We start from the raw sequence: 24,953 nt of genomic DNA on the forward strand, positions 1-24,953 counted from the left end.
GCCGGGAGGGCAGTCGTCAGGCGCGCGAAGCGCGTCGAGCCCGCTGCCGCAAGGTAAGCAGGAATCTCCCGGCTTCAGCCGGGAGAGCACTTCAATTCCTCACCCTCTTCCTTCGCGGGACACCGCCCAGCGTGCGAAGCGCGTGCACGTGTCCTTCGAAGAAGGCTTCCTGGCCGCAGGAGGCGAAGACGCTTCTCTGCACTTCATTCCAACGGGTGAAGCCTGAGCGCAGAGCCGCCTCGGTCCAGCCCGGGTGGGCTGGGCCGGGGCGCATGAGGGCTCTGGGAAGCACTGCGCCTGGGGTCACACGGTCTTTGTGGCGCCTCCGTCGATGATGTGGTCCGCCCCGGTGGTGCTGCCGGCTTGGGGCGAGGCGAGGTAGGCGACGAGGGCGGCGACCTCGTCGGGGCTTACGAGCCTGCCGGTGACCATGCCCATGGCGGTCGGGAGATGGGCCAGAAGCTGTTTCTGTTCCAGGCCCATCGACTTGGCCAGCTCGGCTCCGTAGCCCTCGGGGCTTTCCCACATGTCCGTGCGGACGGGACCGGGCGAGACGGTGTTGACGCGCACGCCCTGGGGGCCGAACTCCTCGGCCAGCGCCTTGCCGAACGCGGTCAGTGCAGCCTTGGCGGTGGTGTAGGCGATAGGGCCCGCATGCGGGGTCCTGGCTCCGTTGGAGGAGATGTTGACGATGGCGCCGCGGCTGTTGGTGAGGTGAGGCAGCGCGGCCCGGGTAGTGCGGACGGAGGCGAGGAAATTCAGGTCGAACGCGTCGTACCACTGCCGGTCAGTGAAGGTGAGGAAGCCGCCCGTCTGGCCCTCCCCGGCGTCGCCGCCGCCGACGTTGTTGACCAGGACATCCAGCCCGCCGAGCTCGGCTTCGGCCTGGGCGACGAGCCGGGCGGGGCCGTCGGCTGTTGAAAGGTCCACGGACACGCCGATCGCGCCGCTGGCCTTGAGTTCCGGTGTGATCGTTCGTGCCGCGGCCACCACCCGCATGCCCTCACCCACCAGTGCGGAGACGATGGCCAAGCCGATCCCCCGGCTCGCGCCGGTCACGACAGCGGCCTTGTTGGTCAGCTGCAGGTCTATGGAGCACTCCTACCCAGAGATGAGTCATCTTTGATGCGGAAACCCTAGAACCTGCAACATCAATGTTGCAAGTTGCGGATAAATGGCGACAGTCCCGTACTCTTCTCGAAGAGTCACGGAGAGGGAGCCTCGTGGATCGGAAGAGTCAGCAGCGGCCACTGCGCGCGGACGCGGAGCGGACCGTGAGGGCAATCCTGGAAGCTGCCGAGCGTGTCCTCAGCTCCAATCCGGCGGCCACGATGGAGCAGATCGCGGAGGCGGCGGGCGTCGCTCGGACGACCGTGCACCGCCGGTTCACCAGCCGCGAGGCCCTGGTGGACGCTCTGACAGCATGGGCAACGCGGCAGTTCCACGAAGCCGTGACGAGCGCCCATCCCGACACCGCTCCACCACTGGTCGCCCTCTACCAAGTGACCGCCAACGTCCTCCGGGTCAAGATCGGGTGGGGGTTCGCAATGAGCAGGACCACACCGGAGGACCCCGACGTGGCACGAGCCCATGCCGATGTGCTCGATCAGTGCGACCGCCTGTTCCAGCGCGCGCTGGAAGCCGGCGTGCTCCGCCCTGACACTGACTTGGCGTGGGCTCGCCGCGTCTATTACGCCCTCATTCACGAGGCGGCCCAGAATCAGTCGGATGAAGCCGACGATGTCGATGAACTGGCAACCCTCGTGGTCGACACATTGTTGCGTGGCATGGGTCGGCAGGGCAGCTTTCTCAGCCCTTGACGAGTCCTTTCGACTTCACACGCCGACAATGAGCCGAGTGGGGGGTTCGGGCCTGCGTAGGCTGCACAAGCGATCGTCCGATGCATCAAGATCATCAGCCCCACGACGTCGGTGGTTGTGAGCGAGCATCCGGCCATCAGAGTAGGCGAGGACTTCCCGGTTCTGGAGGTGTTCGCCGAACGGTCTCGGGTGCTGTTCCGCCTCCTGCATCGGGTCGAAAGCGACGTATGCCTGAGTGGTGTCGAGGTCGAGGTGGCCAAGGAGCTTCGCGGCGATGTGGATCGGCAGGCCGCCGTTGACCGTCTCCGTCGAGAAGATTCTGCGGAAGTCGTGCGGGGCGAACCTCAACGGCGACCCGTCGACGTCGACGATGCCGGCCCGCAGCGCATGGTCGGTGAGGAGCTCGCGGATCCGGTTGGGGGAGATGACCTGCAGCCGGTGCTGGGAAGGGCACTGGAACAGGTGGGGCATCGGTGGTCCGAAGACCCGCTCGTAGCCGTCGTACCGGGTCAGCAGCGGCACCCGCTCCCCGGTGCCCTTGGTCCGGCGAATGATCCGGGCGAGGACCGCGACCAGGTCCGGGTCGGCGGGGATGACGCGCTCGCGGTCGGTCTTGGACGGGCTGATCTGCAGCAGCGGCACTGTCTCGCCGGTCGGTGCCTGGTACTGACGCAGGCTCAGGTGGGTGAGCTCCAGCAGTTCCTCGATCCTGGCCCCGGTGCGTCGCAGAACCTCGATGCTCGCCCAGGTCCAGAAGGCATTGTTCTCCTCGCATTCGGCATCGAACCGCGGCCCCGGCTCGTCGACGGGAGCGAGGAACAGCGCGGTGGGACGCCAGTGGCTGCCGTCCCGCCCGGTGCGTCGGAACCGCGAGCCCTCGATGGTGAACTCCTCTCCCGGCGTTGCGGATCGGGCCGCCTGCAGCAGGCGCGTTACGCGCTGCAGCCTGGCCTCGGCAGCACGGACGAGTTGCGGCAGGACAGGGGCCAGAGTGCGGGTGCGCTGCTGCATCCGCGCCTGCCGGTGCCGGGACTCCTTGATATAGCCGCGGATGTCGGCTTCGCTGATCGGACAGGGTGCGGCCCAAGCCGCCCAGCGGGCCGGGTCCTCCATCGACCACTGTGAGAGGTCCAGGTAGAAGGAGCGCACGGCCAGGAACACGGCGTGGGAGGTGCGACGCGGTCGCCCGTCGGGCAGGACCCGGACGCGTTGCTTCCATGACTGGGCCACCACGTCGGGCAGGTTGAGCGAGGAGATCCCGGGGTGGTGGCGTTGCAGGTCGCCCCAGAACAGGTCGGCCAGCATCTGGGCCTGGTCGACCAGGGAGCCGTAGTTGAGGACAGCGGATCGCTCGGCGATGTAGTGCACGAGCGCGTCGCGGACCGCGCGGTTGGCGATCGGGTGGCGGTCGACCAGCTCGGCCGGGGTGAGCTGACCGCGGGCCTGGGCCTCGCGCAGGGTCGGCGGCAAGTCCTTAAGACCGCCGACCGCGTACAGGACGTCGTAGGCGAGCGGCAGGGCCATCACCGTGCGGCCGTTGGCCCGACGGGCCCCGGCGTAGGCGGTGAGGTCCTCAAGATCCAAGGCCAGCAGGTCCTTGCCGGTGACGATGCTCATGCGGGTGAGCACGTTCAAGGCTTCGGTCGCGTGCTCGTCGCAGCGCTGTCCGCCAGCGTGCTGTCGGAGTTCGGCGAACAGGACCGATTGGTTGTGGCGACGGTAGGCGTCATAGACGCCCAGTAGGCGGCTGCCGAACAGCCAGCCGTAGGAGGGCCGGACCACCTGGAGGACGATCAAGGTGCCCAGGCCGGCGGTGAATCGCGACCGGGTGCCCGCGCTGAGCCCTTGCGGCCCCCAGCCGGAGCCCAGGTCGTCGGAACCGCTCAGCAGCCATCGGTCCTGCCAGGTGTCGGCGGGGAATCCCTCCAACCAGTCGAAGATGCGCGTCAGGGAGAGCTGCTGGCGCCACAGGCTGCGGACGGTCGGCTCGCTCAGCAGGTTCTCGGCCAGGCGGGCGAGTTCATCGCGATGCGCCGTCGCCCGTTCGCTGCTGCGGGTCGTGCTCCTCGGCTCGGGGAGTACGGCGGTGAGGAGGGCGGGGTCGCGTGGGCTGACCGGAGTGCGGGCGACGCGTCCGTGCCGGGTCATCAGCGGTTCCCGAACACGTCGGCGAGGTCGTCCGGGTCATACGTCCAGCCGGTCAGTGGCTGCGGTGGCGGTTTGGGGCGCGTGTAGTGCTCGTGGACCTTGGTGATGACCTCGTCGATCCTGGGCCGCAGGTAGGTGCTGGTCGTGGTGATGCGCCGGTGGCGCATCACTTGCTGGGCATCGACCAGAGTGATGGCCGGGTCATCGATCAGGTGCAGACACAGGGTGTGTCGCAGGTCATGCAGCGTGATGTTCGCCCCGATCCGGGCGTTGATCCGGTTCAGCACCGCCCGCAGGGCGGTGTAGGTCAGCGGGCGCGTCGGTCCGCGCAGGGTCCACCACACCGGCTCGTCCGGGGCGGGCCGGTGGCCGTCCTGTGCCAGCTCGCCGAGGTAGAGCGCCAGCCAGGCGAAGGCTTCCGGGGAGGCCGGGCATGCTTCCCTCTCCCCGCCCAGGCCCTTGGTCTGCACGTAGATCCGGCCCTCGCCCGGGTGGACGTCACCAATCGTCATGCCCAGCATCTCGGCAGCCCGCGCGCCGCTGGACAAGAACATGGAGAACAGTGCCCGGTTCCGGTGGCAGCCCAGCGAGGTGAACAGGTCCTCGACGACATCGTCGGGGACCGCCCGGGGCTCGCGGTCGACCTGCTTCTGCCGGTAGGCGCCCCGACGGTGCAGCCGGAACGGCTCCAGCGGGTTGTGATGCGCCTCCAACCGGCGCCCGTCACGCGACTGCGGTGGCACCGGGGAGACCAGCGGCCCCTGCCCGGTCTGCAGATGATGGTCGTAGAACGCCGCCAGCACCGATACCGCGTGGTTGATGGTTGCCGGGGCATAGCCCGACTTCAGGTACGGCTTGCCGGTGCGCGCGTTCAGCGACCCCGGCGCGGGTGCGTCCGGGCGGTGCCGGTCCCGCGCCGGGTTGTGGCACGTCCGCAGCCACAGGACAAAGTCGCGTACGTCCACGCGCTTCGCACGGCTCCATTGCCCGAGTAGGACGGGAGGCCCCCTCGCTCACGCATCCTGGATCATGTCGGCCGGCCACCGCGCCCGTCGGGCCGTTCGTTGTACCTCCGTGCAGGCCGGGCTTCGTCGCTCGGGGAGCGATGCGAGAACGAGAGCATGAGCACGATCGACCCGGATGCCGAGCGGAACCCCATTCCGGGTGGGTGCCGGGACTGATGCGCGGTGTCGGTCATCTATCGGCGGCTGCCGGTTCGATGTCGGTGGCTTGTCGGCGAGGTCCGGCACCGTTCCAGAGACGGCCGGCCGGAGCTCACTGGGCGGCCCCGATCCCCAGGAGCCACCATGCACATGCCCGTCACGATCATCGGCGCCGGACTCGGCGGACTCACTCTTGCCCGCGTCCTGCACGTCCACGGAATCCCGGTCACGGTCTACGAGGCGGAGTCCTCCCCGACGGTGCGCACGCAGGGCGGGATGCTCGACATCCACGACTACAACGGACAGATCGCCCTCAAGGCGGCCGGCCTGATGGACGAGTTCCACGCCATCGTCCTGGAGGGCCGCCAGGCGACGCGGGTCCTCGACCCGGACGGGACCGTCCTGCTCCACAAGGTCGACGACGGCATGGGCGGACGCCCCGAGGTGCAACGCGGCGACCTACGACAGATCTTGCTCGACTCACTCCCGGCCGGCACCGTCCGATGGGGGCACAAGGCCAGCGGCACCCGCGCCCTCGGCGGCGGCCGCCACGAGGTGACGTTCGCCGACGGCGGCACCGTCGTCACCAGCCTGCTGGTCGGCGCGGACGGCGCCTGGTCACGGATACGGCCACTGCTCACCACCGCCACCCCCGAGTACGCCGGCACGTCGGTCGTCGAGACGTACCTGTTCCACGCCGACACCCGCCACCCAGCCGCCGCGAAAGTGGTCGGTGGCGGGTTGCTGATCGCGCCCTCGCCGGGCAAGGAGATCTTCGCTCACCGGGAGAACGGCGACACCCTGCACACCTACGTGGCGCTGACCAGGCCACAGGATTGGTTCGCCGCCATCGACTTCACCGATGCCGCCGCGGCCACCGCCCGGATCGCGCGCGAGTTCGACGGCTGGGCACCGGAACTCACCATGCTCATCACCGACGGCGACACAGCGCCGGTCCTGCGCCCCCAGTACGCTCTGCCGACCGGGCACCGGTGGGACCGGGTGCCGGGGGTCACCCTGCTCGGCGACGCCGCCCATCTCGCGCCCCCGAACGGCGACGGCGCCAACCTGGCCATGTACGACGGCGCCGAACTCGGCAAGGCCCTCGCCGCCCGCCCCGACGACATCGAGGCCGCACTCACCGAGTACGAGCAGGCCATGTTCCCCCGCAGCGCCGAGGTCACCACTTTCGAAGGTGGAGCGGTTCCGGGGATCGACTCCGAGCACAACACGGCCCAGGGCCTGATCAACATGATCACCGAGAAGAGCCAATAAGCCGCGCAGGCCCAGATCTGACGCTCTCCGTCCCACCCCGCTCAAGCCTAGGCGGCGGTGACTCCCGAACTCATCGACATTGATCATGGGCACGAGCGATGAACCGACTCCCGAAGTCGTTGACAAATGACCCCCGTTCTCACGCACAAAGCCAGGGGCACCGACGCCCAGCAACATGCCTCACTTCCCTTAACAAGCAACAGGGGCCTGAACTGCATCAAGACTTGACAGCACTAGATAAAGACGGTGTTGCGACGCTTCTACGACATACACCGCGACCGGGGTCCGGCCCGCTGCGCAACCCGTTCCCGTTGGATCTGTCGCGTCGCTCCGGCCGGCCACACGCGCACCACAATCCGAGGGACGGCTGGAAGCCGGAGCGGGCAAAGCCGGCGATCACCACCCAGCCAATGACAGCTACAACTGGCCCCACCGGACTCGACTACTCACCTCACTCCTCGACGAATACCGCGCTACATCCGGGCGCCGGCAGACCCTGTTCAGTGAGACAGCCACTCCACCATCGGGCCTACCTTCGAAGTAGTCTGACTCATGGAGGGTTGGTTCAGAGAAGTCCGTCCTGACATCCCCTGAGTGAGGCATCTCGCCCCATGCCGGCATCAAACGCCCTTCAGAACACGGTCAAGTGCCGCCCGGCCTGCTGGTCCCCAGTTCGGCTTGCCGCCGGGAAGGCCCCGATCTCCGTTCTGCCCCATGAGCATCAGGAAGAGGCTCTTCATAGCGGCCAGCCCGCGGGCGCGCCGGATCGCCGCCTTGTCTGCATGCGCGTACATGTCGAAGAACCGTGAGGCCGTGCCCGCGGGTAGCAGCACCCACGCGGCGGCGAGGTCCCACGCCGGATCGCCGGCGAACATGTCACCGAAGTCGACGATGCCCGAGAGCGTTCCCTCCGAGACGACCACGTTCGCAGGATGGAGGTCGCCGTGCACCCACACCGGCGGGCCCTCCCGCACGTCGGCCGCAACGGCGTCGTCCCAGACGGCCCGGATGTCGGCAGCGATGTCATCGGGGGCAACGGCCTGGAAGAAGTTCTCGAAGCCGTCCGTGCAGTTCCTGGGATGGGCACCGCGGTCCGTAGTGATCGGCGCCCCGGCGGGCGCCTCCACATGGAGCGCCTGGAGGAAGCCCGCCAGCGTGTCGGCCGCGTGGGCGCCGCGGCTGATCGAGCCGTGGTCCAGCGGCTCGCCGGGAACCCACGTCATCACGGTCCAGTGCTTGGGGAAGCGCTCGGACGGTTCGCCGAACCGCACCGGGGTCGGCACCGGGAGCGGCAGGCGCGGGGCCAGCACGGGTAGCCACCGCCGCTCCTTGAGCTGGAGCTCCGGGGTGGGGTCCATGCGCTGCATACGCACGGCCAGCTCGTCCCCGAGGCGCCACATTTGGTTGCCCCAGCCGCCCGCCACCTCGCGGATGGCCAGCCCTGCAAGGTCTGGATGTTGCTCCTGCAGCAGGTCGCGGACCAGGTCTGCGGTGATCTCGATCTCGGTGTCGGTCATGCGAAGTCACCGTACTGAGGCGGCAGGCGGAGCGGCTCTCCCCGATGGCTGGGAGGTTCTGAACCTATGTCGGCTCGGGGCGTTCCGGGTTCGGGACGAAGGCGGGTAGCGCGGCGAGGCTGTGGGCCACGGCCTCGCCGCCGTACTCGAACATCTGCCGCTCGTAGTCGCCGACCGCGCCGAGGAGGTCTTGGCGGTGCTCGACGGCCCCGATCAGGCAGCGGCGCAGCAGGTCGGCATCGCGCAGGGCGGTGTTCGCGCCGTTGCCGCCGGTCGGGGAGGTGGCGTGGATGGCGTCTCCGAGCAGCGTGACCGGACCGGGCGCCCAGCGCTCGCGGGGCTCGACCACCCGGATGGACAGCAGGGTGCTGTTGTCCGGGTCGGCCTGCTCGATGAGCGCCTGCAGGTCCGGATGCCAGCCCTCCATCCTGGACAGCACGGCCTCCTGCGCGGTCGGGGCGCCGAGCGAGCCGTTCGGTGGCAGGAGCATGGCCCAGCGCACGTAGTCGCGGATATCGGGGAGGGTCACCTCGGGTGCCAGTTCCTCGGCCGCCTGCTTGGGCGGGGTATGGAAACGCATCGCTCCGAGCATCAGACTCACCCCGTCCCCGGCGATTTTCGAGCCGAAGGCCGGCGCCAGGGTGGCAAAGCGCTCGGTCAGCGGCGTGCGGCCGATGACGAACCGGGCGCCGGTGTCGGTCGCGGTGGTCTGCGGCGAGAGCACCGCGCGGACGGCGGAGCCGACCCCGTCCGCCCCGACGAGCAGGTCGGCGGTGGTCGGGTCACCGTGCGCGAACCGGGCTTCGACCTTGCCGTCGTCCAGCACATCGTAGCCGGTCAGCGCGGCCCCGGTGCGCACGGTGAGTCCGGTCAGCAGCAGGTGTCGCAGCACGTGCCGGTCGATCACGATCCCGGTCCTGCCGGGGCCGAGCTCGCCGATCCGGTTCAGCTGCGGGTCCAGGATCAGCCGCTCGGCATAGGCGTCACCGACGATCGCGTCCAGCAGCGGGTGCCAGCGCGGCGGCAGACAGCCGCGCAGCGCCTCGAACCCCACCGGGCTCAGCAAGAGCCGGTAGCCCTGGAACCGCGCGGTGATCACCGGGTCCCGCTCGTACACGTCGGCCTCGATCCCGGCACCACGCAGCCCCTGCGCCAAGCACAGACCTCCCAGACCGGCTCCGACCACGGAAACATGCATCACACACCTCCTGAAGAGACTTTCCGAACGCTGCTCAGGTACCTGAGCAGGGCATATGTGAACCACGCAGATACGAACTTAGTTCTGCCTGAACGATCTAAGGTCTACTTGGCGAACTTAGATCGTGTCAAGCTATAGTGATCGGTATGCCCTCCGATCCCCGGCAACGCCGAGCAGCTCGTCACGCCCAGCCCGCCGGGGAGCCCGCAGCGACGTCACCACGCAAGAAGCGCATCACGGTCGACCGGATCACCGACGCCGCCCTGCAGGTCGTGGCCGCCGAGGGCTACGACGCGCTGACCATCCGTCGAGTCGCCGCGGTGCTCGGCACCGGGCCGTCGTCGCTGTACGCGCACATCGTCAGCAAAGAGGACATCGACGATCTGCTCGTCGGCCGGCTCTGCTCCGGGGTCGTGCTGCCCGAACCGGACCCGGCCACGTGGCGCAAGCAGATCCTCGACGTGTACGCGCAGATCCGCGACCAGTACCTGCAATACCCCGGAGTCTCCCGTGCCGCGCTGGGCGTAGTCCCCACCAACCTCTCCACGTTGCGGATCAGAGAAGGGCTTTTGGCGATCCTGCTCGCCGGCGGAATCGAGCCGCAGAGCGCCGCCTGGGTGCTCGATGCCCTGTCCCTCTACGTCAGCGCCTATGCCTTGGAGCAGTCGCTGGTCCAGCAGCGGCGCAGACACCCGGACCAGGAATGGGTCCTTGGCCGCGAGGAGTTGATCCGCCGGTTCACCGCGCTGCCGGCCGACACGTTTCCGCAGACCCGACGCTATGCCGCTGAGCTGACCTCCGGCACCGGACACGACCGGTTCGAGTTCACCCTCGGCCTGATCATGGACAACCTCACCCAGCCCCAGCCCCAGCCCCAGCCCCAGCCCCAGCCCCAGCCCCAGCCCCAGCCCCAGCCCCAGCCGACACCGGCATCCGATACCGCCGGATGAACGCCGCAGCCCGAGGCGGGTCTGTACCGGTGCAACTCCCGATCGTGGAAGTAGCACCTGACGAGTGACGTGACTGCCTCGGTTGAGGCGGTTGAGGCGGTTGAGGCGGTTGAAGAGGTCCGGCCGGTCGTCCAGCTCCTGGCCCGGTAGTTGGGGGCTGCGCAGGAAGAGAAGGCCGTGTGCGTGGCAGATGCCGAGGCCGGCGGGGGAGATGTCGCCGAGGACCGTACGGACGGCGGGCCCGCCTGCGGGATCCGAATCGCGGCTGGGCGGGCGCGGTGCCGCCGGGCGGTTCGGCAGGGACCGCCTGTCTGACCGGCCCGACAGTGGCGTGCCGGTCCGTGCCGGCCGGCCCGTCAGCCGACCCTCGTCCCTCGTATCCGGGGGCGGGGGCCGCCCGCCGTGCCCGTGTCCTCCAGCGGCAGGGGTTCCGGGAAGCCTCGGACCGTACGGGCCTCTTCGGGGGCGGTGGTCAGGGCCGGAAGGGTGAACCACACGACCTTGCCGCTGCCGTCGGGGCGTACTCCCCAGCTCTCGCTGAGCGCCGCGATCAGTGCCAGACCGCGGCCACAGGTCTCCCAGCTGTCGGCGATCCGGATCCGCGGCAGCCGGGGATCCTCGTCATGCACCGAGACCGTCAATTGATCCAGGAGAACGCACAGTTCCACGGTGCACTGCTTGCTGGGGCGGGCGTGCCGGTGGACATTGGCGAGGAGTTCGGTCACCCCGAGCGCCGCCGGGTCTATCAGGGCGTCGAGACGCCAGTACCGCAGCTGCGCGGACACGATCCTGCGCACATGTCCGATGCGAGCCGGAACGGCTTGGAGCTCCACCGTGCAGTGCCTGCTGGGCTGCCTGATCACGACCGCGACTCCCTGATGAGGCCGGGCGCCCCTCGTACCGGGCAGGGGCGAAGATCGGATCCAGCGATGCCGGCTGCACCACAGCGTCACCGCTGGTGAACCCTCAGTGATACGAGTCCAGGGTCATGCAGCCGGTGCGCTCCCGCAACCGCACCCAGCCGTCCGGAGGGGGCCGTCAGGGCCGCGGCGGACGCGCCGCTTCCAGGGCCTTGAGGAACAGCTCAGGGGTGCCCAGGGTGAGCGAATAGCGATGGCCGTTGAGTCTGGCGAGCGCCCGGTCCCGCGCCGCGAACAGCGGTTTATGAGCCTCCACGGCCTGCAGCGGGGCGCTGTCGATCTCCGTGCCGTAGCTCGTCAGCAGCGCCAGTCTGCCGTCTCTGATGACGACCTGTCCGGCGCGGGTCAACGACCGCAGCCACCGCTCGATCCGTACGCCGGTCGCGTTGAACTCAGGCTCCGCCATGCCGGCACCTCCTCGGTGAGACGGGCAGCTGCCCTCCACCGCCCCTTGGGGGAAGTCTGCCGGTGCGGCGCCGGGTGCACCAGTGCCCCCCCGGGCGCGCACGGCTCACAACAGTGTCCCACGACCTCCTTGGGGTATCTCAAAGCGATGTTTATGCAGGTGAGAAGGGTGCGAGGGGTGGCTATAGTCGGAATCGGCCCGCCGTCGTGCGCGGGCTTCCCCACCCCAGAGGAGCGCGCCGGTGAGCACCGCACAACAGCCGCAGAGCCGGCCCGACGACGAGGCCGGGGCCCCGATGCCGACCGTCGATGTCGACCGTACGGATCCGGCCTACCGAACCTGGCTCAAAGAAGCCGTCCGCAAGGTCCAGGCGGACGCCAACCGCACCGCCGACACCCACCTCCTGCGCTTCCCGCTGCCCGAGAAGTGGGGCATCGACCTCTACCTCAAGGACGAGTCGACACACCCCACCGGAAGCCTCAAGCACCGGCTGGCCCGCTCACTGTTCCTCTACGGGCTGTGCAACGGCTGGATCCGCCCCGGCAAGCCCGTCATCGAGTCCTCCAGCGGCTCCACGGCCGTGTCCGAGGCGTACTTCGCCTCGCTCATCGGGGTGCCGTTCATCGCGGTGATGCCGGCCACCACCAGCCGCGAGAAGACCCGGCTGATCGAGTTCCACGGCGGCAGCTGTCATCTGGTGCAGGACCCGCGGACCGTGTACGAGGTCTCCGCCCGGCTCGCCGCGGAATCCGGCGGTCACTACATGGACCAGTTCACCTATGCGGAACGGGCCACGGACTGGCGCGGCAACAACAACATCGCCGAGTCGATCTACCAGCAGCTGCGGCTCGAACGCTACCCCGAGCCCGCCTGGATCGTGGCGACCGCGGGCACCGGCGGCACCTCCGCGACCATCGCCCGCTATGTCCACTACATGCAGTACGACACCCGTATCTGTGTCCCCGACCCGGAGAATTCCTGTTTCTTCGACGGCTGGCTCACCGGTGACGCGAAGACCGACTGCGCCACCGCCTCCCGTATCGAGGGCATCGGGCGGCCCCGTATGGAACCGAGCTTCGTCCCCGGCGCGATAGACCGGATGATGAAGGTGCCGGACGCGGCCGGCATCGCCGCCGTGCGCGCCCTGGAGACCGCGATCGGCCGCAAGGCGGGCGGCTCGACCGGTACGGGGCTGTGGAGCGCACTCAAGATCGTCTCGGAGATGGTGGCCGAGGGCCGCCGGGGATCCGTCGTCACCCTGCTGTGCGATCCGGGCGACCGCTACCTCGACAAGTACTACTCCGACGACTGGCTGGCCGCTCAGGGCCTGGACATCACGCCTTACGCACGCACCCTCGACCAGTTCCTGGCCACCGGCTCCTGGCTCGCCTGAGCCGGCCGGCGGACCGTCGCGGCGGCGCTGCCTCAGCCCTGGACGAGCCTGCGGTCCAGGGCCCGCGCCGACTCCCGGAAGGCGCGGCCCAGGCCGGGCCTGGCCAGCGTCAGCAGAAACCGGAACGGCGCCGGGCCGTCCGCCGCGAACGTCCACCGCAGCCGGGTGCCGCCGCCCGCCGGTGTCAGCCGCCAGTCCTCCAACAGGGCGTGCAGACCGGGGGCGTTGGTGGTGTCGACGCGGTAGGCGTAGCGCCCGTCGGGCTCGGCCGCCAGGACCGTCTCCGTGAAGCGGGTGCCGCCGGTCAGCCGCACCTCCCGGCCCTTGCCGCCGTGCGTCGGCGCGGACCGCGCCACACCCGTGAACCAGCACGACCAGCCCGCCACATCGTCCGCCAGCGCTTCATACACCGCCTCCGGCGGCGCGGCGACCTCCGCGGCGAACACCAGCCGCAGCGGGGCGGACTCGACGAAGTCGAGCTCGACGGGGCGGAGTCGGCGTGCCATGGGACGAGCACCCCCTACGGGACGGTCGGCGGGACTGCGCGCCTCACCATAGCTGGCGGACCGTCAGATGTCTGCCGACGGCCGCAGCTCGGTGGGGACGGCCCGGACGAGACCGTTGTCTTCCGGCGCCTGCCCGTTGACTTCCGGTGTCTTCCGGCGCCCCTCAGGCGTCTGCCTCGTCCCGCCGTTCGCCCGCCACCACCAGCTCCGGCGGCAGCTCGGCGAACTCCGCGCGCGCCTCGGCGGACAGCCCGGAATCCGTCACCAGCGCCTCCACCTGATCCAGCGTCGCGAAGGAACTCAGGCCCACCGTGCCCCACTTGGTGTGGTCGGCCACTACCACCACCCGGCGCGCGGAGCGCACGAAATGGCGGTTGGTCTCCGCCTCCGCCAGATTCGGTGTCGACAGCCCCGCCTCGACCGATATGCCGTGCACCCCGAGGAAGAGCACATCGAAGTGCAGCGACCGGATCGCGGCATCCGCCACCGGGCCCACCAGGGTGTCCGACGGCGTCCGCACCCCGCCCGTCAGCACCACCGTCGCCGCGCCCGCGCGCGGCCCCGCGCCGCCGCTGGCCGCCGCCCGCTGCGCCCCGTAGAACACATCGGCCACCCGGACCGAATTCGTCACCACCGTCAGATCCGGGACCTCCAGCAGCTGCTGTGCCAGCGCGAACGCGGTCGTGCCGCCCGCCAGTGCGATCGCGCTGCCCGGCGCCGCCATCTCGGCCGCCGCCTTGGCGATGTCCTCCTTGGCGCTCAGCTCCAGCGCCGACTTCACCTCGAAACCGGGCTCGTGCGCGCTCGGCTCGCTGATCGGCACCGCGCCGCCGTGCACCTTCTCCACCATGCCCTGACGGGCCAGCGCGTCCAGATCGCGGCGGACCGTCATGTCCGACACGTTGAGCTTGCGGGTGAGTTCATTGACCCGCACCCCGCCGCGCCGCCTGATCTCGTCGAGAATCAGGGCACGCCGCTGCTCCGCGAGGAGGTTCTGGTTGTCGCTCACCCCGGCCCGTCCCTTCCGCCCCGGCTCGCTGTGTCGGGTCGTCCGCGCTGGCTGCCGCCTGCGATCACTGGTGTCCTCATCCTCGCACGAGGTGCTGACAGTGACGCCGTTGCCGGGGGGAAGCAGTTCTCTGGTGTGGGCGGGAAGCAGTTCGTCGGTGCGGGTGGGGAGCCGTTCGTTGGTGTGGGCGGGAAACAGTTCGCCGGTGTGGGCGGGAAGGTGCGCTGCCGCCGGTGCGAGGCGGCCCGCTGCTCGCTCCCCCGGCCCCTCCCCCCTCTCCCCCTTCGGGGGAGGGGGCGGGGGGTGGGTTCGGGGGTGGGGGGGAACGCCCCGCGACGCGCAAGCACGACGCCCGGCGACGCCCAAGCACGGCACTGCGGAGTAGGTACTGACCGTGGCGTGGGTGCTGGATGTGCTCCCGCGGGGAAAGGACAATCCTGGAGGCGTCGCACTGCACAGCGTGGCGCCGCACAGCGTGGCGCCGCACAGCGCGGCACTGCACAGCGTGGCGCCGCACAGCGCGGCACTGCACAGCGTGGCGCCGCACGACGCCGCACGGACATCGGGCACGACTCGGGGCACGACTACGGGGGACCACAGTGGAGACGGCGGATCCGGCATCGCACGCGCACGCAACTGACCGCGGGAGCCCAGCGGACGGGCCACCGGCCGCCGCACCACAACTCTCCCTGGAGCTGCTGGTGCACGGCGTCGGCGGCACCACCGCACAGGAGATGCTGGGCGACCCACGCGTCCAGCTGATCACCGGCGACGACACCGCGGCCTGCTACCGCCGTACGGACGACGCGGACGCCGAGCAGCGGCCCGACGACTACCGCGGCCGGCCGGTCCGCGAGGCGTACTGCTGGTCCAACCTCACCTCGGGCAACGGAGCCCGCGCCCTGTGGCTGCTCCTGGTGCCCTTCATGGTCGCCAACCTCGCCCACTGGATGCGCCCGGCCGCCCCGCCCGAGCACCCGGCCCAGCGGATCTACGACCTCCTGGTGCGCATCCTCGCCCTCACCCTCACCGTCCTGCTGGCCGCCGCGGCCTGCGAGGTCGCCCTCGACCTCACGGCCTGGCAGTGTGCCGGCACCACCGTCTGCGCGGCCGGCAAATCCTGGATGAGCTTCCTCAGCCCCGACAACTCCGGCTGGTGGAGCGCCCCGGGCCGCCGCCTCGCGCTCGCGTCCCTGGTGCCGCTGCTCGTCGTCGGCTTCCTGTGGTGGCTCTCGCACCGCACCTGGAGCGCCTACGAATCCGCCTCACCGCCACCGCGGCTGCCCGGCACCTCCCGCGACACCCCGGTCGCCGAACGCACCGCGCTCAGCCTCGACGGCTTCTGGTACGGCCGCCGGCTGGTCGCCCGGCTGCGCGCCGCCCACACCACGGCCGGCCTCCTGACCATCGCCGCCGTCCTGCTCGCGGCGGGTGTGCAGACCGACGGACGCGACGGCGGCGGCACCGTCCTCGGGGTCATCGGCCGGGCCCTGACCTCCCTGGTCATCCTGCTCGCCGCCGCCACTGTGGTGGTCGTGTGGCGCACCGCCCGCAGTGAGGCCGCACCGGACGACGAGTCCGACCATCTGGTCGTCAGGGCACTGCCGTTCGCCGCGCTGGGCGTGCTGGCCCTGATCGTCGTGCACACCGGCTGGGCCCGCCCCGGAGCCCACAGCCACGGCCCCCTGCCCGGCGCCGCCGCCTTCGGCGGTATCGCCGTCCTCCAGGGCCTGCTGGTCCTCGCGCTGGCCCTGACCGCCCTGGTCCTGCAGCGCGCCGCCCGCGACGAAGCCCGCACCGCCCTGCGCGGTATGGGCGGGCCCGCCGTCGCCCTGCTGGCCTGCGCGGTCGGCGGCGTGCTGTCCGGGGGAGTGGCCCAGCGCTTCGCGGACTGGCTCGACGGCGGCGCGACACCCGGCCAGGAACACGCTCCCCTCCCCGGGCCGCCGGTCCTGCTGTCCTGGCAGGCATCGGTCATCCCCGCCCTGCTGGTCGTCGTCGCCGTCGTCGTCGTGCTCGCCGCCATCCGAGTGGTGATCGTCCGCGGCCGGGTGGCCAAGGACGTCCCCGGGCTGTACGACCCGCGCGAGCAACCCGACGAGCGCCGTACGAAGCGGATCGCCGGCACCATCGCCGGCGCGGGACTCACCGACTCCGCACCGGTCCTGGTCGCGGCCACCGCCGCCGTCACGCTCGTTCTCGGGGCCGGCGCGGTGGCCGGCGCGTGGCTCAGCGAACGGGCGCCGGGACCCGCCACCGAAGGCGCGCCGCCGGTCGTGCACGCCGCCGCCGAGACCGCGGAATCCCTGGGCTCCTGGCTGATGAGCGCCGGCGTCATACTGCTGGTCACCATGGGCCGGCGGGCCTATCGCGACCACTCGGCCCGCCGCACCATCGGCATCCTCTGGGACGTCGGCACGTTCTGGCCGCGCGCCGCCCACCCCTTCGCACCGCCCTGCTACGCCGAGCGCGCCGTCCCCGACCTGACCTGGCGGATGGCCACCTGGACCGAGCGGTTCGACGGCCGGCTGGTGCTCTCCGGGCACTCCCAGGGCAGTGTGCTGGCGGCCGCCGCCGTCTGGCAGCTGGACCTGGTCACCCGCAGCCGGGTCGCCCTGCTGACGTACGGCAGCCCTCTGGAGCGGCTCTACGGACGCTGGTTCCCCGCCTTCTTCGGGCCGCCCGCGCTGACCGGACTGCACCGCGAGATGGACGACTGGCGCAATCTGTGGCGCTTCACCGACCCCATCGGCGGCCCGATCCGGCTCACCTGTGAGGACGGCCGCCGGATCGACGAGGGGCCGCTGCGCGACCCGCTCGCCTTCGGCCGCACCCTGCAGAACCCGCTGCCCGCCCAGATCCTGGGCCACGGCGACTACCAGGCCGATCCGGTCTTCGACAGGGTGCGCGCCGAACTCATCGCCCGGCTCGGCCCGGACCTGCCGGGCCAGCGGCCCGCCGACGGCCCCCCGGACCGCCGCACCGCTGACGACTGCCCCGACGACCGCCCCGCTCAGGGGAGTTCGGGCAGATCGTCCGCGTAGAGCAGGGACAGATCGTCGGTGCTCGGGGCAGCCAGCTGCGCCACCCGCCCCGCATGCCGCTCGACCATCGCCTCGAAGGTCTGCCGTGCCGTACGGCCGTTGCCGAACGACGGCCCCTTGGGCAGTGCCGTGAAGTACTTCAGCAGCGCCTCGCCGGCTCCCTCGGCGAGGCGGTACTCGTGCTCCTCACTCTGCTGCTCCACGATCCGCAGCAGTTCCTCGGGCGCATAGTCGCCGAAGGTGATGGTGCGGGAGAATCGGGACGCCACACCGGGGTTGACCGCAAGGAAGCGCTCCATCTCGGCGGTGTAACCGGCCACGATCACCACCACGGCTTCCCGGTGGTCCTCCATCAGCTTCACCAGGGTGTCGATGGCTTCCTTGCCGAAGTCCCGCCCGGAGTCCTCGGGGGAGAGGGCGTAGGCCTCGTCGATGAACAGCACGCCGCCGCGCGCCCGGTCGAACGCCTCCTGGGTGCGGATCGCCGTCGACCCGATGTGCTCGCCCACCAGGTCCACCCGGGACACCTCGACCAGGTGCCCGCGCTCCAGCACCGCCAGGGACGCCAGGATCTCGCCGTACAGCCGCGCCACGGTCGTCTTGCCGGTGCCGGGGGAGCCGGTGAACACCAGATGGCGGCGCACCGACGCGGCCTTCAGCCCCGCCTCCTGCCGCCGGCGCCCCACCTCGATCATGTTGATCAGGCTGCGCACCTCACGCTTGACACTCTCCAGCCCTACGAGGGTGTCCAGTTCGCCCAGCACCTCGTCGGAGGGCCGGCTGCTGACGGCCGGTTCCGCGGCCGCCGGGGTGGCCGGTGGCGGGCTCTGCGCGGGGACGTTGCCCAGCAGCCCGGCCGTCTGCGTCGCCTGCTGCACCGAGGGGGCCGACGGCGCCCCGGCGGCCGGCGTCCGTACGGTGCGGCTCTCGTCGCTGGTGCAGTCCTGGGCCGTCGGCCCGTCGCCCTGTCCCGCGCCGCCCTCGGCGAACTCGTAGCCGCCGCGCGCACACCGCTCCGTACGGCAGCGCGTCAGCGTCGTACGGCAGCCGTCGATCACATGGAAGCCGAACCCCGAACTCCCGGTGACCCGGCAGCCGTGGAAGGTGCCCCGGCCCTCCGCGGAGACGTAGAACCCGGCCTCGGCGGGTGAACTGACCGTGCAGCCCTCGATGGTGGGGTCCGCGCCCTTGGTGACGATCACCCCGGTCTGCGCGCCGTCGATGGTGCAGTTGGCGAGCGTGCCGCCGCTGCCGTGGTCGCGGAACCAGGCGCCGGTCGCGGCCTCCCGGATCCGGCAGTCGTCGAGCTGGACGGTCGCCCCGTCGCTGACCGACACGGCGGTGTTGCGGACCTGTGAGAGGTCGCAGTCCACGACGTCGGCACGAGATCCCCGGTCCAGCACGAACAGCGCGTCGGGCACATCGTGCACCCGCGTCGAGTCCAGTACGGCGGTGGCGCCGTCGCTGACCCACACCGCCGGGTAGTCGCCCGTACTGTCGTGGATCTCGCACTGGTTGGCGTCCACCCGGGTGCCCGGGTCCCATACGGACAGACCGTTGCGCCCGAAGTGCCGCACCGTGCTGCGGGTCAGCGTCAGCACCGAACGCGACCGCAGATCGACGGCGTTCTCCGGGATGTCGTGAATGTCGCAGTCGGCGAGGGTGAGCACCGCGTCGGTGTCCAAAGTGACACCGTCGGCGGAGGTGCGGTGGACCGTGCAGTCCGTGAGGTGGCCGGTGGCCCGCGCGGCCACCTGGATCCCCGCGCCCTTGATCTCGTACAGCTCGCAGCCCACCGCCTCGACCGCGCTGCCCTCGCCGTTGACCGACAGCCCGGCGCCCGAGGCGTGGTGGATCCGGCAGTTCTCCAGCCGCGGGTGGGCCCCGCCGCGCACCGCCACTCCGGTCTGCCCGGCGGCCAGCACCTCGCACTCCTCGAAGACGCCGCCGGCGCCGTCCAGGACGCTGATGCCCACTCCGCCCGCATTGTCGACCGTGCAGCGGCGCACCGTCGGGCGGGCCCCGCCGCGGACCTCGATGCCGGACGCGGACCGGGTCACCACCCGCAGCCCGGTCAGCTCCGGGGCGCCGTCCTCCACCAGCAGCGCGGGTGAGGCCGAATCGGTCGCCTCCAGATGCAGATCGTGGACGGTGGCCGAGGCGCGCACGGTCAGCGCCACACCGTCGGCCGGGGCGATCCGCACCGCACCGCGCGCCCCGTCCGGGCCGCGCAGCGTCACCGCGCGGACCAGCACCAGATTCTCGCGGTACGTCCCGGCCGGGACGGTCAGCACATCACCGTCCCCGGCGGCCTCCAGGGCGGCGGCGAGCGAGCTGTACTCCCCGGTGCGGCGCCGCCAGCGCGAGGTTCCGGAGTGCGTCACCTGGACCGAGCCCTGTGCCATGGCGCTGTCGTGCCCCCACTTCGTGCGGCTGTCGTCGGCCCGGCACCATCCGTCCGCGGATGTCCGTTTTCCGGTCTGCGAGGCCCCAGCCGAGAGGCTGGCGCCACCACCGTAGCGCGCCCGGCGGGCGGCAGTTGACACGGTCAGCCACCTCGGCGGGCGGCCTCTCAGCTCCCCGCGCCGGCCCGGCCCCAGTCCTGGCCCGCGCGCTCCCACTCCGCGTCCCAGCGGCGGAAGCGACGCACCATCAGCTGCCAGACGACCATCCGCCGGGCACCCTCGATCATCATGCCGACCCCGGTCGCGGTGCCCAGACCGGCCAGCACCGCATGTGTGTCCGCCGTGCTGACGTCCATCGGCCGCGGCATCTCCCGGCCCTGGCCGTCCGTCCAGATCCGGAACCGCTCACCGGCCTCCACCGGACGCGGCGCGTCGAGCGGTGCGAGGTGCGCGCTGCCGTCCCGGGCCGTCCAGCGGCCGACGACCCGGCGGTGTGCATCGCGCTGCGACGAAGTCTCCGGATCGGGGTCGAGCGGGGCCCGTGAGAGCAGCCGGTCGACCGTGACCCACTCCAGATGCCGCTGCTGGTGCTGGAGCCGTACGGTCTCCAGCAGCGCGCCGTGCGCGGCCCGGCCGGCGAGCCAGCCGGCCGAGGTCGCCCCGAGACCGATCAGGAGGACGGCGGCGAACGCCACCCAGGCCTCGATCCGGTCGGTCCGGCGCCACAGCGGATTGTGCCGCCGGCGCCATACCCCACTCATCGCTCGCATCGGTACCCCCTCTCCGTGTCTGTGGATACCTCATCGCGGGTGGTCCAGGCGAGAGTTCTGCGACAAGAGAGCAACTTCATGGCGCACAAAGCGCGACAACCGGACGTATGGAACGGGGCCGGGGCCCTCGGGGCCTGCCCGGCCGGAGCGCTCCCGCGCGGTCAGCGCAGCCGTACCGACACCGTCACCACGGCGCCCGTCGTGCCCGTACCGGGCGGCCCCACGGCGACCGCGAACCGGTCCGCCACCAGCCGTGCCAGCCACAGCCCGCGCCCCTTCGGCGCACCGTCCAGGCCCGGCAGCAGCTCGGGGATCACGTCCTCGCTGAACCCGGGCCCCGCATCGCTGATCCGGCACTCCAGCTCATCGCCCACCCGGCGCAGCACCAGCCGGCCCGAACCGCCCGCATGCTCCACGGCGTTCCCCGCGATCTCGTCCACGGCCAGCACGAATTCGCCGCGCCGCGGTTCGCACAGGCCCTCACGGGCCGCGCACTCCTCGACCAGCAGCCGCAGCTGCGGCAGCAGCCGGGCGGTGAAGCGCCGCTGCAGCAGCCGGCGGCCGGACTCCGGTACGGGTATCTCGGCCGGATCGGGGCTCACCATGTCCGCACCACCTCCGTCAGCGCCAGCCGCGCCACCGTCCCGCCGCCGAGCCGCCGCAGCATCCGGCACTGCCCGCGGTCGCAGCGCACCTCGACCAGATCGTGGCCCGCGGCGGCGCGGGCCAGGGTGAGCAGGCCGACGGCGCAGCCCACCGACAGGAAGTGCAGCCGGGTCAGATCGACGGTGAGCCGCCGGGCCGGGACCGTCTGCGCCAGTGCGATCTCCAGCGCTCTGCTGAACGCGGCCCGGTTCGCGGCGTCCGCCTCGCCGATGAAGCGCAGTGCGCCGTCCGGGGCGCGCTGCGACCGCAAGATGCCCAGGCGCTCCAGCAGGGCCCACGGATGCGCCAGCTCCATGGCGGTGAGCACCGCACGGTCGAACCGCCGGCGGTCGTAGGCGCAGATCTCCGTGTACGGACGGCCGGTGAACAGCGTCTGCGCGCCGGTCTCGCGGCACGCCATCACGCCGACGTCCGCGCCGAGCGCACGCACCCAGCCCATGTCGATGAAGGCCCGCAGCCCCGCATACCCCTCGGCCCTCGCCCGGTCCGTCTCCGCGTACAGCCGGACCATCTGGCGCGCGGCGGTGAACTCCGTGTCCGGCCGGATCACTGCACGCATACTGCTCACCACCAACTGGCCCCGCTCGCGCGCCGAGACCGTGCTGCGGCTGGGGAAGTCGATCCTGGCCAGCACCTCGTCCTCGGGCACCCCGGGGCACGGCAGGACCATGACCTTCTCCCCGTGCGCCAGCCCGAGCCGTACGAAGGCCGTGAAGACCTCCCAGCGCGCCTCGTCATCGCCGTAACTCACAAAGGCGTGGTCCCCGGGCCGCAGATGCTGGACGGGCAGGAGACGGTCGCACCCGGTGTCCCTCACAGACATCGGCACCCAGCTCTCTGTCGTCCGTCGGCTGCTCCCGCCGGCGGTGCCGGGCGCGCACCGCGGACGGATGGTCACCGGGCCGCGGGGGCCCGCAACCGCCGCGAGCGCCCACGGCGCGAACCCGGCGAAGGCTGCGCCGGCCCGTCAGCCGAGTATCTCGAACGGGTCGCCGATACGGATCGTGCCGGCCCCGCGCGGGATCAGATTCTGGCCGAAGACCAGCCGGTCACCGAAGCGGCGATGGCGGGCGAGCGTGCGCAGCGGCTCCTTGCCGCGCTCGGCGGTGTGCTGGTCGGTGGTCGTGACCACGCAGCGTGCGCTGGGCTTGGCGACCTGGAAGACCACCTCGCCGATGCGGACCCGCCGCCAGTCGTCCTCCGCCCAGGGGGCGGTGCCGTCCACCACCACATTGGGCCGGAAACGGTTCATGGGCAGCGGCCCCTCGTCGGCGTGGTCGCCCTGCGCGATGAGCGAGTTGAGGGCGTCCAGGGACGAGGTGGTCGTCAGCAGCAGCGGGAAGCCGTCGGCGAAACTGACCGTCTCACCGGGCTCGCAGTACTCCGGGTCGATGAACCGGCGCTTCTCCGGGGCGTCCAGATACACCAGCCGGCACTCGGCACCCAGATACCCGCGGAACCACTCGGCCGCCGCCGGGCCCGCGGGCACCGCCTCGACCTCGTCCTGCCAGACCTCGACCGGGATCGTCTTCCCGGAGGCGGGCACCTCGACCGTCAACGGCTCCCTCCCGGGCGCGGTGAGCCTGAGGCCGCCGCCCGGCAGCCCCTCGGCATGCGCCAACGCCAGCGTCCGCTGCTGCCGTTGGGTGATCTGCCGGCCCTCGGCGTCCACCAGCAGCCAGCGTCGGTCCCCGGCGAGCCCCCACGGCTCCACGACCGCCTCGCCGGGACCGGACCCCGCAATGGATTTGACCGGATAGAGATGGATCGACAGGAGCGCAGGCTTGAGCATGCGGTCCATCCTGCCAGCAGCCTCGGACAGCCGGCCGTTCGCCCAGGTCAGTACCCGCGCGGGTACTGCCGGCCGTACGGGTCGTCGTACGGCGAGGCCGGCCGGGGCGCGACCGGGGCGGCCGGCCGCATCGCCTCGTACCCCGTGCCCATGGGCGGGCGCTGGGGCTGCTGCTGGGACGGGTAGCCGCGGCCGCCCGCCTGCTGCGGGATGTACGGGGCCGGGGTCTGCTGCAGCGGGGCGACCGGCTGCGCGGCCGCGCCCGGGTAGCCCTGCGCGGGCGACGAGTGGTGGGAGGGCGCGGCCGGGAGTGCCGGCAGCGCCGACGGGAGGGCCGGCATATAGGACGAACCCGTCTCGTAAGGGGAGGGGCTCACCCGGATCGGGGCGATCTGCGGGGTACCGCGTTCGGCGACGAGGCTGTCGTAGATCGGGGTGTCCGGGAAGGAAGGCGAAGCGTAGTAGCCGCCGTAGGTAGAGCGGGGGGAGGTCATACCTCATAAGTTAAGCCCACGATGTGCCGATTGGGGAGCCCGAAAAGCGGGTTGTTTTGCGTGTTCGGAGCGGCCATGGACCGCCAATGTGATCGAAGTTGTGGAAATCGGTCGCGATCGCCCGTAGGGATCGTGTAAAGGCCCGCTTCTCGCAGGTGAACAAGGGGTGTTCGGGAGGGTTCGGGCCAACTGGCCGTGCCGAGTGGGTTGGGGGCGGCAGGGCGCCGCTCAGGGCGCCGGGTACGTCCGGCCCTTCCAGGCCGCACCGCGCCCCCGGTAGTGCTGCAGTGCCGAGTCCAGGGTCATCAGCAGATACAGCAGCGCGGTGAAGGGCAGCAACGGCGCCATCCACCACGGCTGCCCGTAGTGGCGCAGCATCGGCAGATACGTCCCGCACATCACCGCCCAGGCCGCCCCGCCGAGCGCGCCGAGGGCCATATCGCCGTCGGCCAGCCCGGCCGCCAGCGCGGCGGGCGGTGCGAGATACACCAGCGCAAGACCGAGGACCGTGCCGAGCAGCAGCAGCGGCTGGTGCCGCAGTTGGGCGTAGGCGCTGCGCGAGACCATCCGCCACAGCTCGGCCATCCGCGGATAGGGCCGCACGCTGTCCACCCGGTCCGCGAGCCCCAGCCAGAGCGTGCCGCCGGAGCGCTGCACCGCACGGGCCAGCGTCACATCGTCGATCACCGCATGCCGGATCGCCTCCGGAATGCCCGCCCGCTCCGCGGCCTCCCGCCGCAGCAGCACACAGCCGCCGGCCGCCGCCGCGGTCCGCGCCCCGGGACGGTTGACCCACCGGAAGGGATACAGCTGCCCGAAGAAGTACACGAACGCCGGCACGATCAGCCGCTCCCAGAACGTCACCACCCGCAGCCGTGCCATCTGCGACACCAGGTCCAGCCCCGCCGACCGGGCCGCGGCCACCAACTCCCGCAGACTGTCCGGATCATGTGCAATATCCGCGTCGGTCAGCAGCAGATACTCCGGCGCCACGCGCTCCCGCGCCAGCGCCATCCCGTGCCGTACGGCCCAGAGCTTCCCCGTCCACCCGGGCTCGGGCTCGCCGGGCGAGGACACCGTCAGCGGCAGCCCGCCGCGCGCGGCCGCCAGCTCCCGGGCCAGTGCGCCGGTCCCGTCCGTACTGCCGTCGTCGACCAGGAACACCTCCGCGCGGCCCGGGTACTTCTGCCCGAGCAGCGACGGCAGGCTGTCCGGCAGTACTCCGGCCTCGTCCCGCGCCGGCACCACCACCGCGACCGACGGCCAGCGCTCCGGATCCCGGCGGTCCGGCAGCCGGACGTCCGTCCGCCAGAAGAAGCCCTGCCCCAGCAGCAGCCACACCCAGGCCAGCAGCGACCCGGCACCGATCCACTCCATCGCTCCCACGGCCGCAGTCTGCCGCACCACCTCCGCCGCGCACCGGCGATCGGCACGGTGTCTCGGGGAGGGATGGACCGGCATACGAGGGAACGGGCAG

22 protein-coding genes are annotated in these 24,953 nt (G+C 71.2%); 6 read left to right on the forward strand and 16 right to left on the reverse strand.

Going from position 1 to position 24,953, the window contains the following annotated elements:
• On the forward strand, positions 1–226 hold a 226-nt coding region (locus ACWGJY_RS27165; RefSeq protein ID WP_453263474.1), incomplete at its 5' end, for a hypothetical protein.
• Between the two features lie 77 nt (positions 227–303).
• On the opposite strand, the gene ACWGJY_RS27170 is transcribed toward ACWGJY_RS27165, so the two are convergent.
• Entirely contained in the window at positions 304–1,092 is a 789-nt protein-coding gene (locus ACWGJY_RS27170) for an SDR family NAD(P)-dependent oxidoreductase (protein ID WP_453263525.1), read from the reverse strand.
• Between the two features lie 182 nt (positions 1,093–1,274).
• On the opposite strand from ACWGJY_RS27170, the gene ACWGJY_RS27175 reads away from it, so the two are divergent.
• Entirely contained in the window at positions 1,275–1,820 is a 546-nt protein-coding gene (locus tag ACWGJY_RS27175; RefSeq protein ID WP_453263475.1) for a TetR/AcrR family transcriptional regulator, read from the forward strand.
• A gap of 15 nt (positions 1,821–1,835) precedes the next feature.
• Here the strand turns inward: ACWGJY_RS27175 and ACWGJY_RS27180 are convergent, their stop codons facing one another.
• Together ACWGJY_RS27180 and ACWGJY_RS27185 are read right to left on the reverse strand one after the other, a co-directional pair.
• The gene (locus ACWGJY_RS27180) at positions 1,836–3,968 is read right to left on the reverse strand and encodes a tyrosine-type recombinase/integrase (protein WP_453263476.1); all 2,133 of its coding nucleotides are present in this window, start codon (positions 3,966–3,968) and stop codon (positions 1,836–1,838) included.
• Complete coding sequence (locus ACWGJY_RS27185) at positions 3,968–4,933, reverse strand: tyrosine-type recombinase/integrase (RefSeq protein ID WP_453263477.1); 966 nt, start codon at positions 4,931–4,933, stop codon at positions 3,968–3,970. The genes ACWGJY_RS27180 and ACWGJY_RS27185 overlap by 1 nt, the downstream gene beginning before the upstream one ends.
• Positions 4,934–5,275: 342 nt before the next feature.
• Here ACWGJY_RS27185 and ACWGJY_RS27190 point away from each other — a divergent pair, with 342 nt between their 5' ends.
• On the forward strand, positions 5,276–6,406 hold the full coding sequence (locus ACWGJY_RS27190; RefSeq protein ID WP_453263478.1) for an FAD-dependent oxidoreductase: 1,131 nt from the start codon (positions 5,276–5,278) through the stop codon (positions 6,404–6,406).
• A gap of 620 nt (positions 6,407–7,026) precedes the next feature.
• Here ACWGJY_RS27190 and ACWGJY_RS27195 read toward each other — a convergent pair.
• Together ACWGJY_RS27195 and ACWGJY_RS27200 are read right to left on the reverse strand one after the other, a co-directional pair.
• A complete protein-coding gene (locus ACWGJY_RS27195) occupies positions 7,027–7,923 on the reverse strand; it encodes an aminoglycoside phosphotransferase family protein (RefSeq protein ID WP_453263479.1) in 897 nt (298 codons plus the stop codon).
• 64 nt (positions 7,924–7,987) lie between these two features.
• Complete coding sequence (locus ACWGJY_RS27200) at positions 7,988–9,121, reverse strand: FAD-dependent oxidoreductase (protein ID WP_453263480.1); 1,134 nt, start codon at positions 9,119–9,121, stop codon at positions 7,988–7,990.
• A 146-nt stretch (positions 9,122–9,267) separates the two neighbouring features.
• On the opposite strand from ACWGJY_RS27200, the gene ACWGJY_RS27205 reads away from it, so the two are divergent.
• Positions 9,268–10,071 carry a TetR/AcrR family transcriptional regulator gene (locus tag ACWGJY_RS27205; RefSeq protein WP_453263481.1) on the forward strand — a complete coding sequence of 268 codons (804 nt, stop codon included), beginning with the start codon at positions 9,268–9,270 and terminating at the stop codon, positions 10,069–10,071.
• Between the two features lie 356 nt (positions 10,072–10,427).
• On the opposite strand, the gene ACWGJY_RS27210 is transcribed toward ACWGJY_RS27205, so the two are convergent.
• Positions 10,428–10,934 carry an ATP-binding protein gene (locus tag ACWGJY_RS27210; protein ID WP_453263482.1) on the reverse strand — a complete coding sequence of 169 codons (507 nt, stop codon included), beginning with the start codon at positions 10,932–10,934 and terminating at the stop codon, positions 10,428–10,430.
• Between the two features lie 175 nt (positions 10,935–11,109).
• The gene (locus ACWGJY_RS27215; RefSeq protein WP_453263483.1) at positions 11,110–11,397 is read right to left on the reverse strand and encodes a hypothetical protein; all 288 of its coding nucleotides are present in this window, start codon (positions 11,395–11,397) and stop codon (positions 11,110–11,112) included.
• A gap of 241 nt (positions 11,398–11,638) precedes the next feature.
• Here ACWGJY_RS27215 and ACWGJY_RS27220 point away from each other — a divergent pair, with 241 nt between their 5' ends.
• Complete coding sequence (locus ACWGJY_RS27220; RefSeq protein WP_453263484.1) at positions 11,639–12,790, forward strand: PLP-dependent cysteine synthase family protein; 1,152 nt, start codon at positions 11,639–11,641, stop codon at positions 12,788–12,790.
• Between the two features lie 32 nt (positions 12,791–12,822).
• On the opposite strand, the gene ACWGJY_RS27225 is transcribed toward ACWGJY_RS27220, so the two are convergent.
• Together ACWGJY_RS27225 and ACWGJY_RS27230 are read right to left on the reverse strand one after the other, a co-directional pair.
• Positions 12,823–13,296: an SRPBCC family protein gene (locus ACWGJY_RS27225; RefSeq protein ID WP_453263485.1), complete on the reverse strand. Its 474-nt coding sequence runs from the start codon at positions 13,294–13,296 to the stop codon at positions 12,823–12,825.
• A gap of 163 nt (positions 13,297–13,459) precedes the next feature.
• Positions 13,460–14,305, reverse strand: coding sequence for a DeoR/GlpR family DNA-binding transcription regulator (locus ACWGJY_RS27230; RefSeq protein WP_453263486.1), 846 nt, complete (start codon positions 14,303–14,305; stop codon positions 13,460–13,462).
• A gap of 701 nt (positions 14,306–15,006) precedes the next feature.
• Here ACWGJY_RS27230 and ACWGJY_RS27235 point away from each other — a divergent pair.
• Complete coding sequence (locus ACWGJY_RS27235; protein WP_453263487.1) at positions 15,007–17,349, forward strand: hypothetical protein; 2,343 nt, start codon at positions 15,007–15,009, stop codon at positions 17,347–17,349.
• Here ACWGJY_RS27235 and ACWGJY_RS27240 read toward each other — a convergent pair.
• The 7 genes from ACWGJY_RS27240 to ACWGJY_RS27270 all read right to left on the reverse strand — a co-directional run bounded on the left by ACWGJY_RS27240 (position 17,319) and on the right by ACWGJY_RS27270 (position 24,853).
• Positions 17,319–19,754: a right-handed parallel beta-helix repeat-containing protein gene (locus ACWGJY_RS27240; protein ID WP_453263488.1), complete on the reverse strand. Its 2,436-nt coding sequence runs from the start codon at positions 19,752–19,754 to the stop codon at positions 17,319–17,321. The two genes, ACWGJY_RS27235 and ACWGJY_RS27240, sit on opposite strands and share 31 nt — an antisense overlap.
• A 167-nt stretch (positions 19,755–19,921) precedes the next feature.
• Positions 19,922–20,524 (reverse strand): Rv1733c family protein, encoded by a 603-nt coding sequence (locus ACWGJY_RS27245; RefSeq protein ID WP_453263489.1) that lies wholly within the window; start codon positions 20,522–20,524, stop codon positions 19,922–19,924.
• A 161-nt stretch (positions 20,525–20,685) separates the two neighbouring features.
• Entirely contained in the window at positions 20,686–21,129 is a 444-nt protein-coding gene (locus ACWGJY_RS27250; protein ID WP_453263490.1) for an ATP-binding protein, read from the reverse strand.
• Complete coding sequence (locus tag ACWGJY_RS27255; protein ID WP_453263491.1) at positions 21,123–22,013, reverse strand: MEDS domain-containing protein; 891 nt, start codon at positions 22,011–22,013, stop codon at positions 21,123–21,125. The genes ACWGJY_RS27250 and ACWGJY_RS27255 overlap by 7 nt, the downstream gene beginning before the upstream one ends.
• A 144-nt stretch (positions 22,014–22,157) precedes the next feature.
• Positions 22,158–22,982, reverse strand: coding sequence for an MOSC domain-containing protein (locus ACWGJY_RS27260; protein ID WP_453263492.1), 825 nt, complete (start codon positions 22,980–22,982; stop codon positions 22,158–22,160).
• Positions 22,983–23,029: 47 nt separating this feature from the next.
• Positions 23,030–23,476, reverse strand: coding sequence for a DUF6643 family protein (locus tag ACWGJY_RS27265; RefSeq protein ID WP_453263493.1), 447 nt, complete (start codon positions 23,474–23,476; stop codon positions 23,030–23,032).
• A gap of 228 nt (positions 23,477–23,704) precedes the next feature.
• A complete protein-coding gene (locus ACWGJY_RS27270) occupies positions 23,705–24,853 on the reverse strand; it encodes a glycosyltransferase (protein WP_453263526.1) in 1,149 nt (382 codons plus the stop codon).
• Positions 24,854–24,953: the final 100 nt, after the last annotated feature.

It is taken from the genome of Streptomyces sp. NPDC054765 (assembly GCF_053612065.1).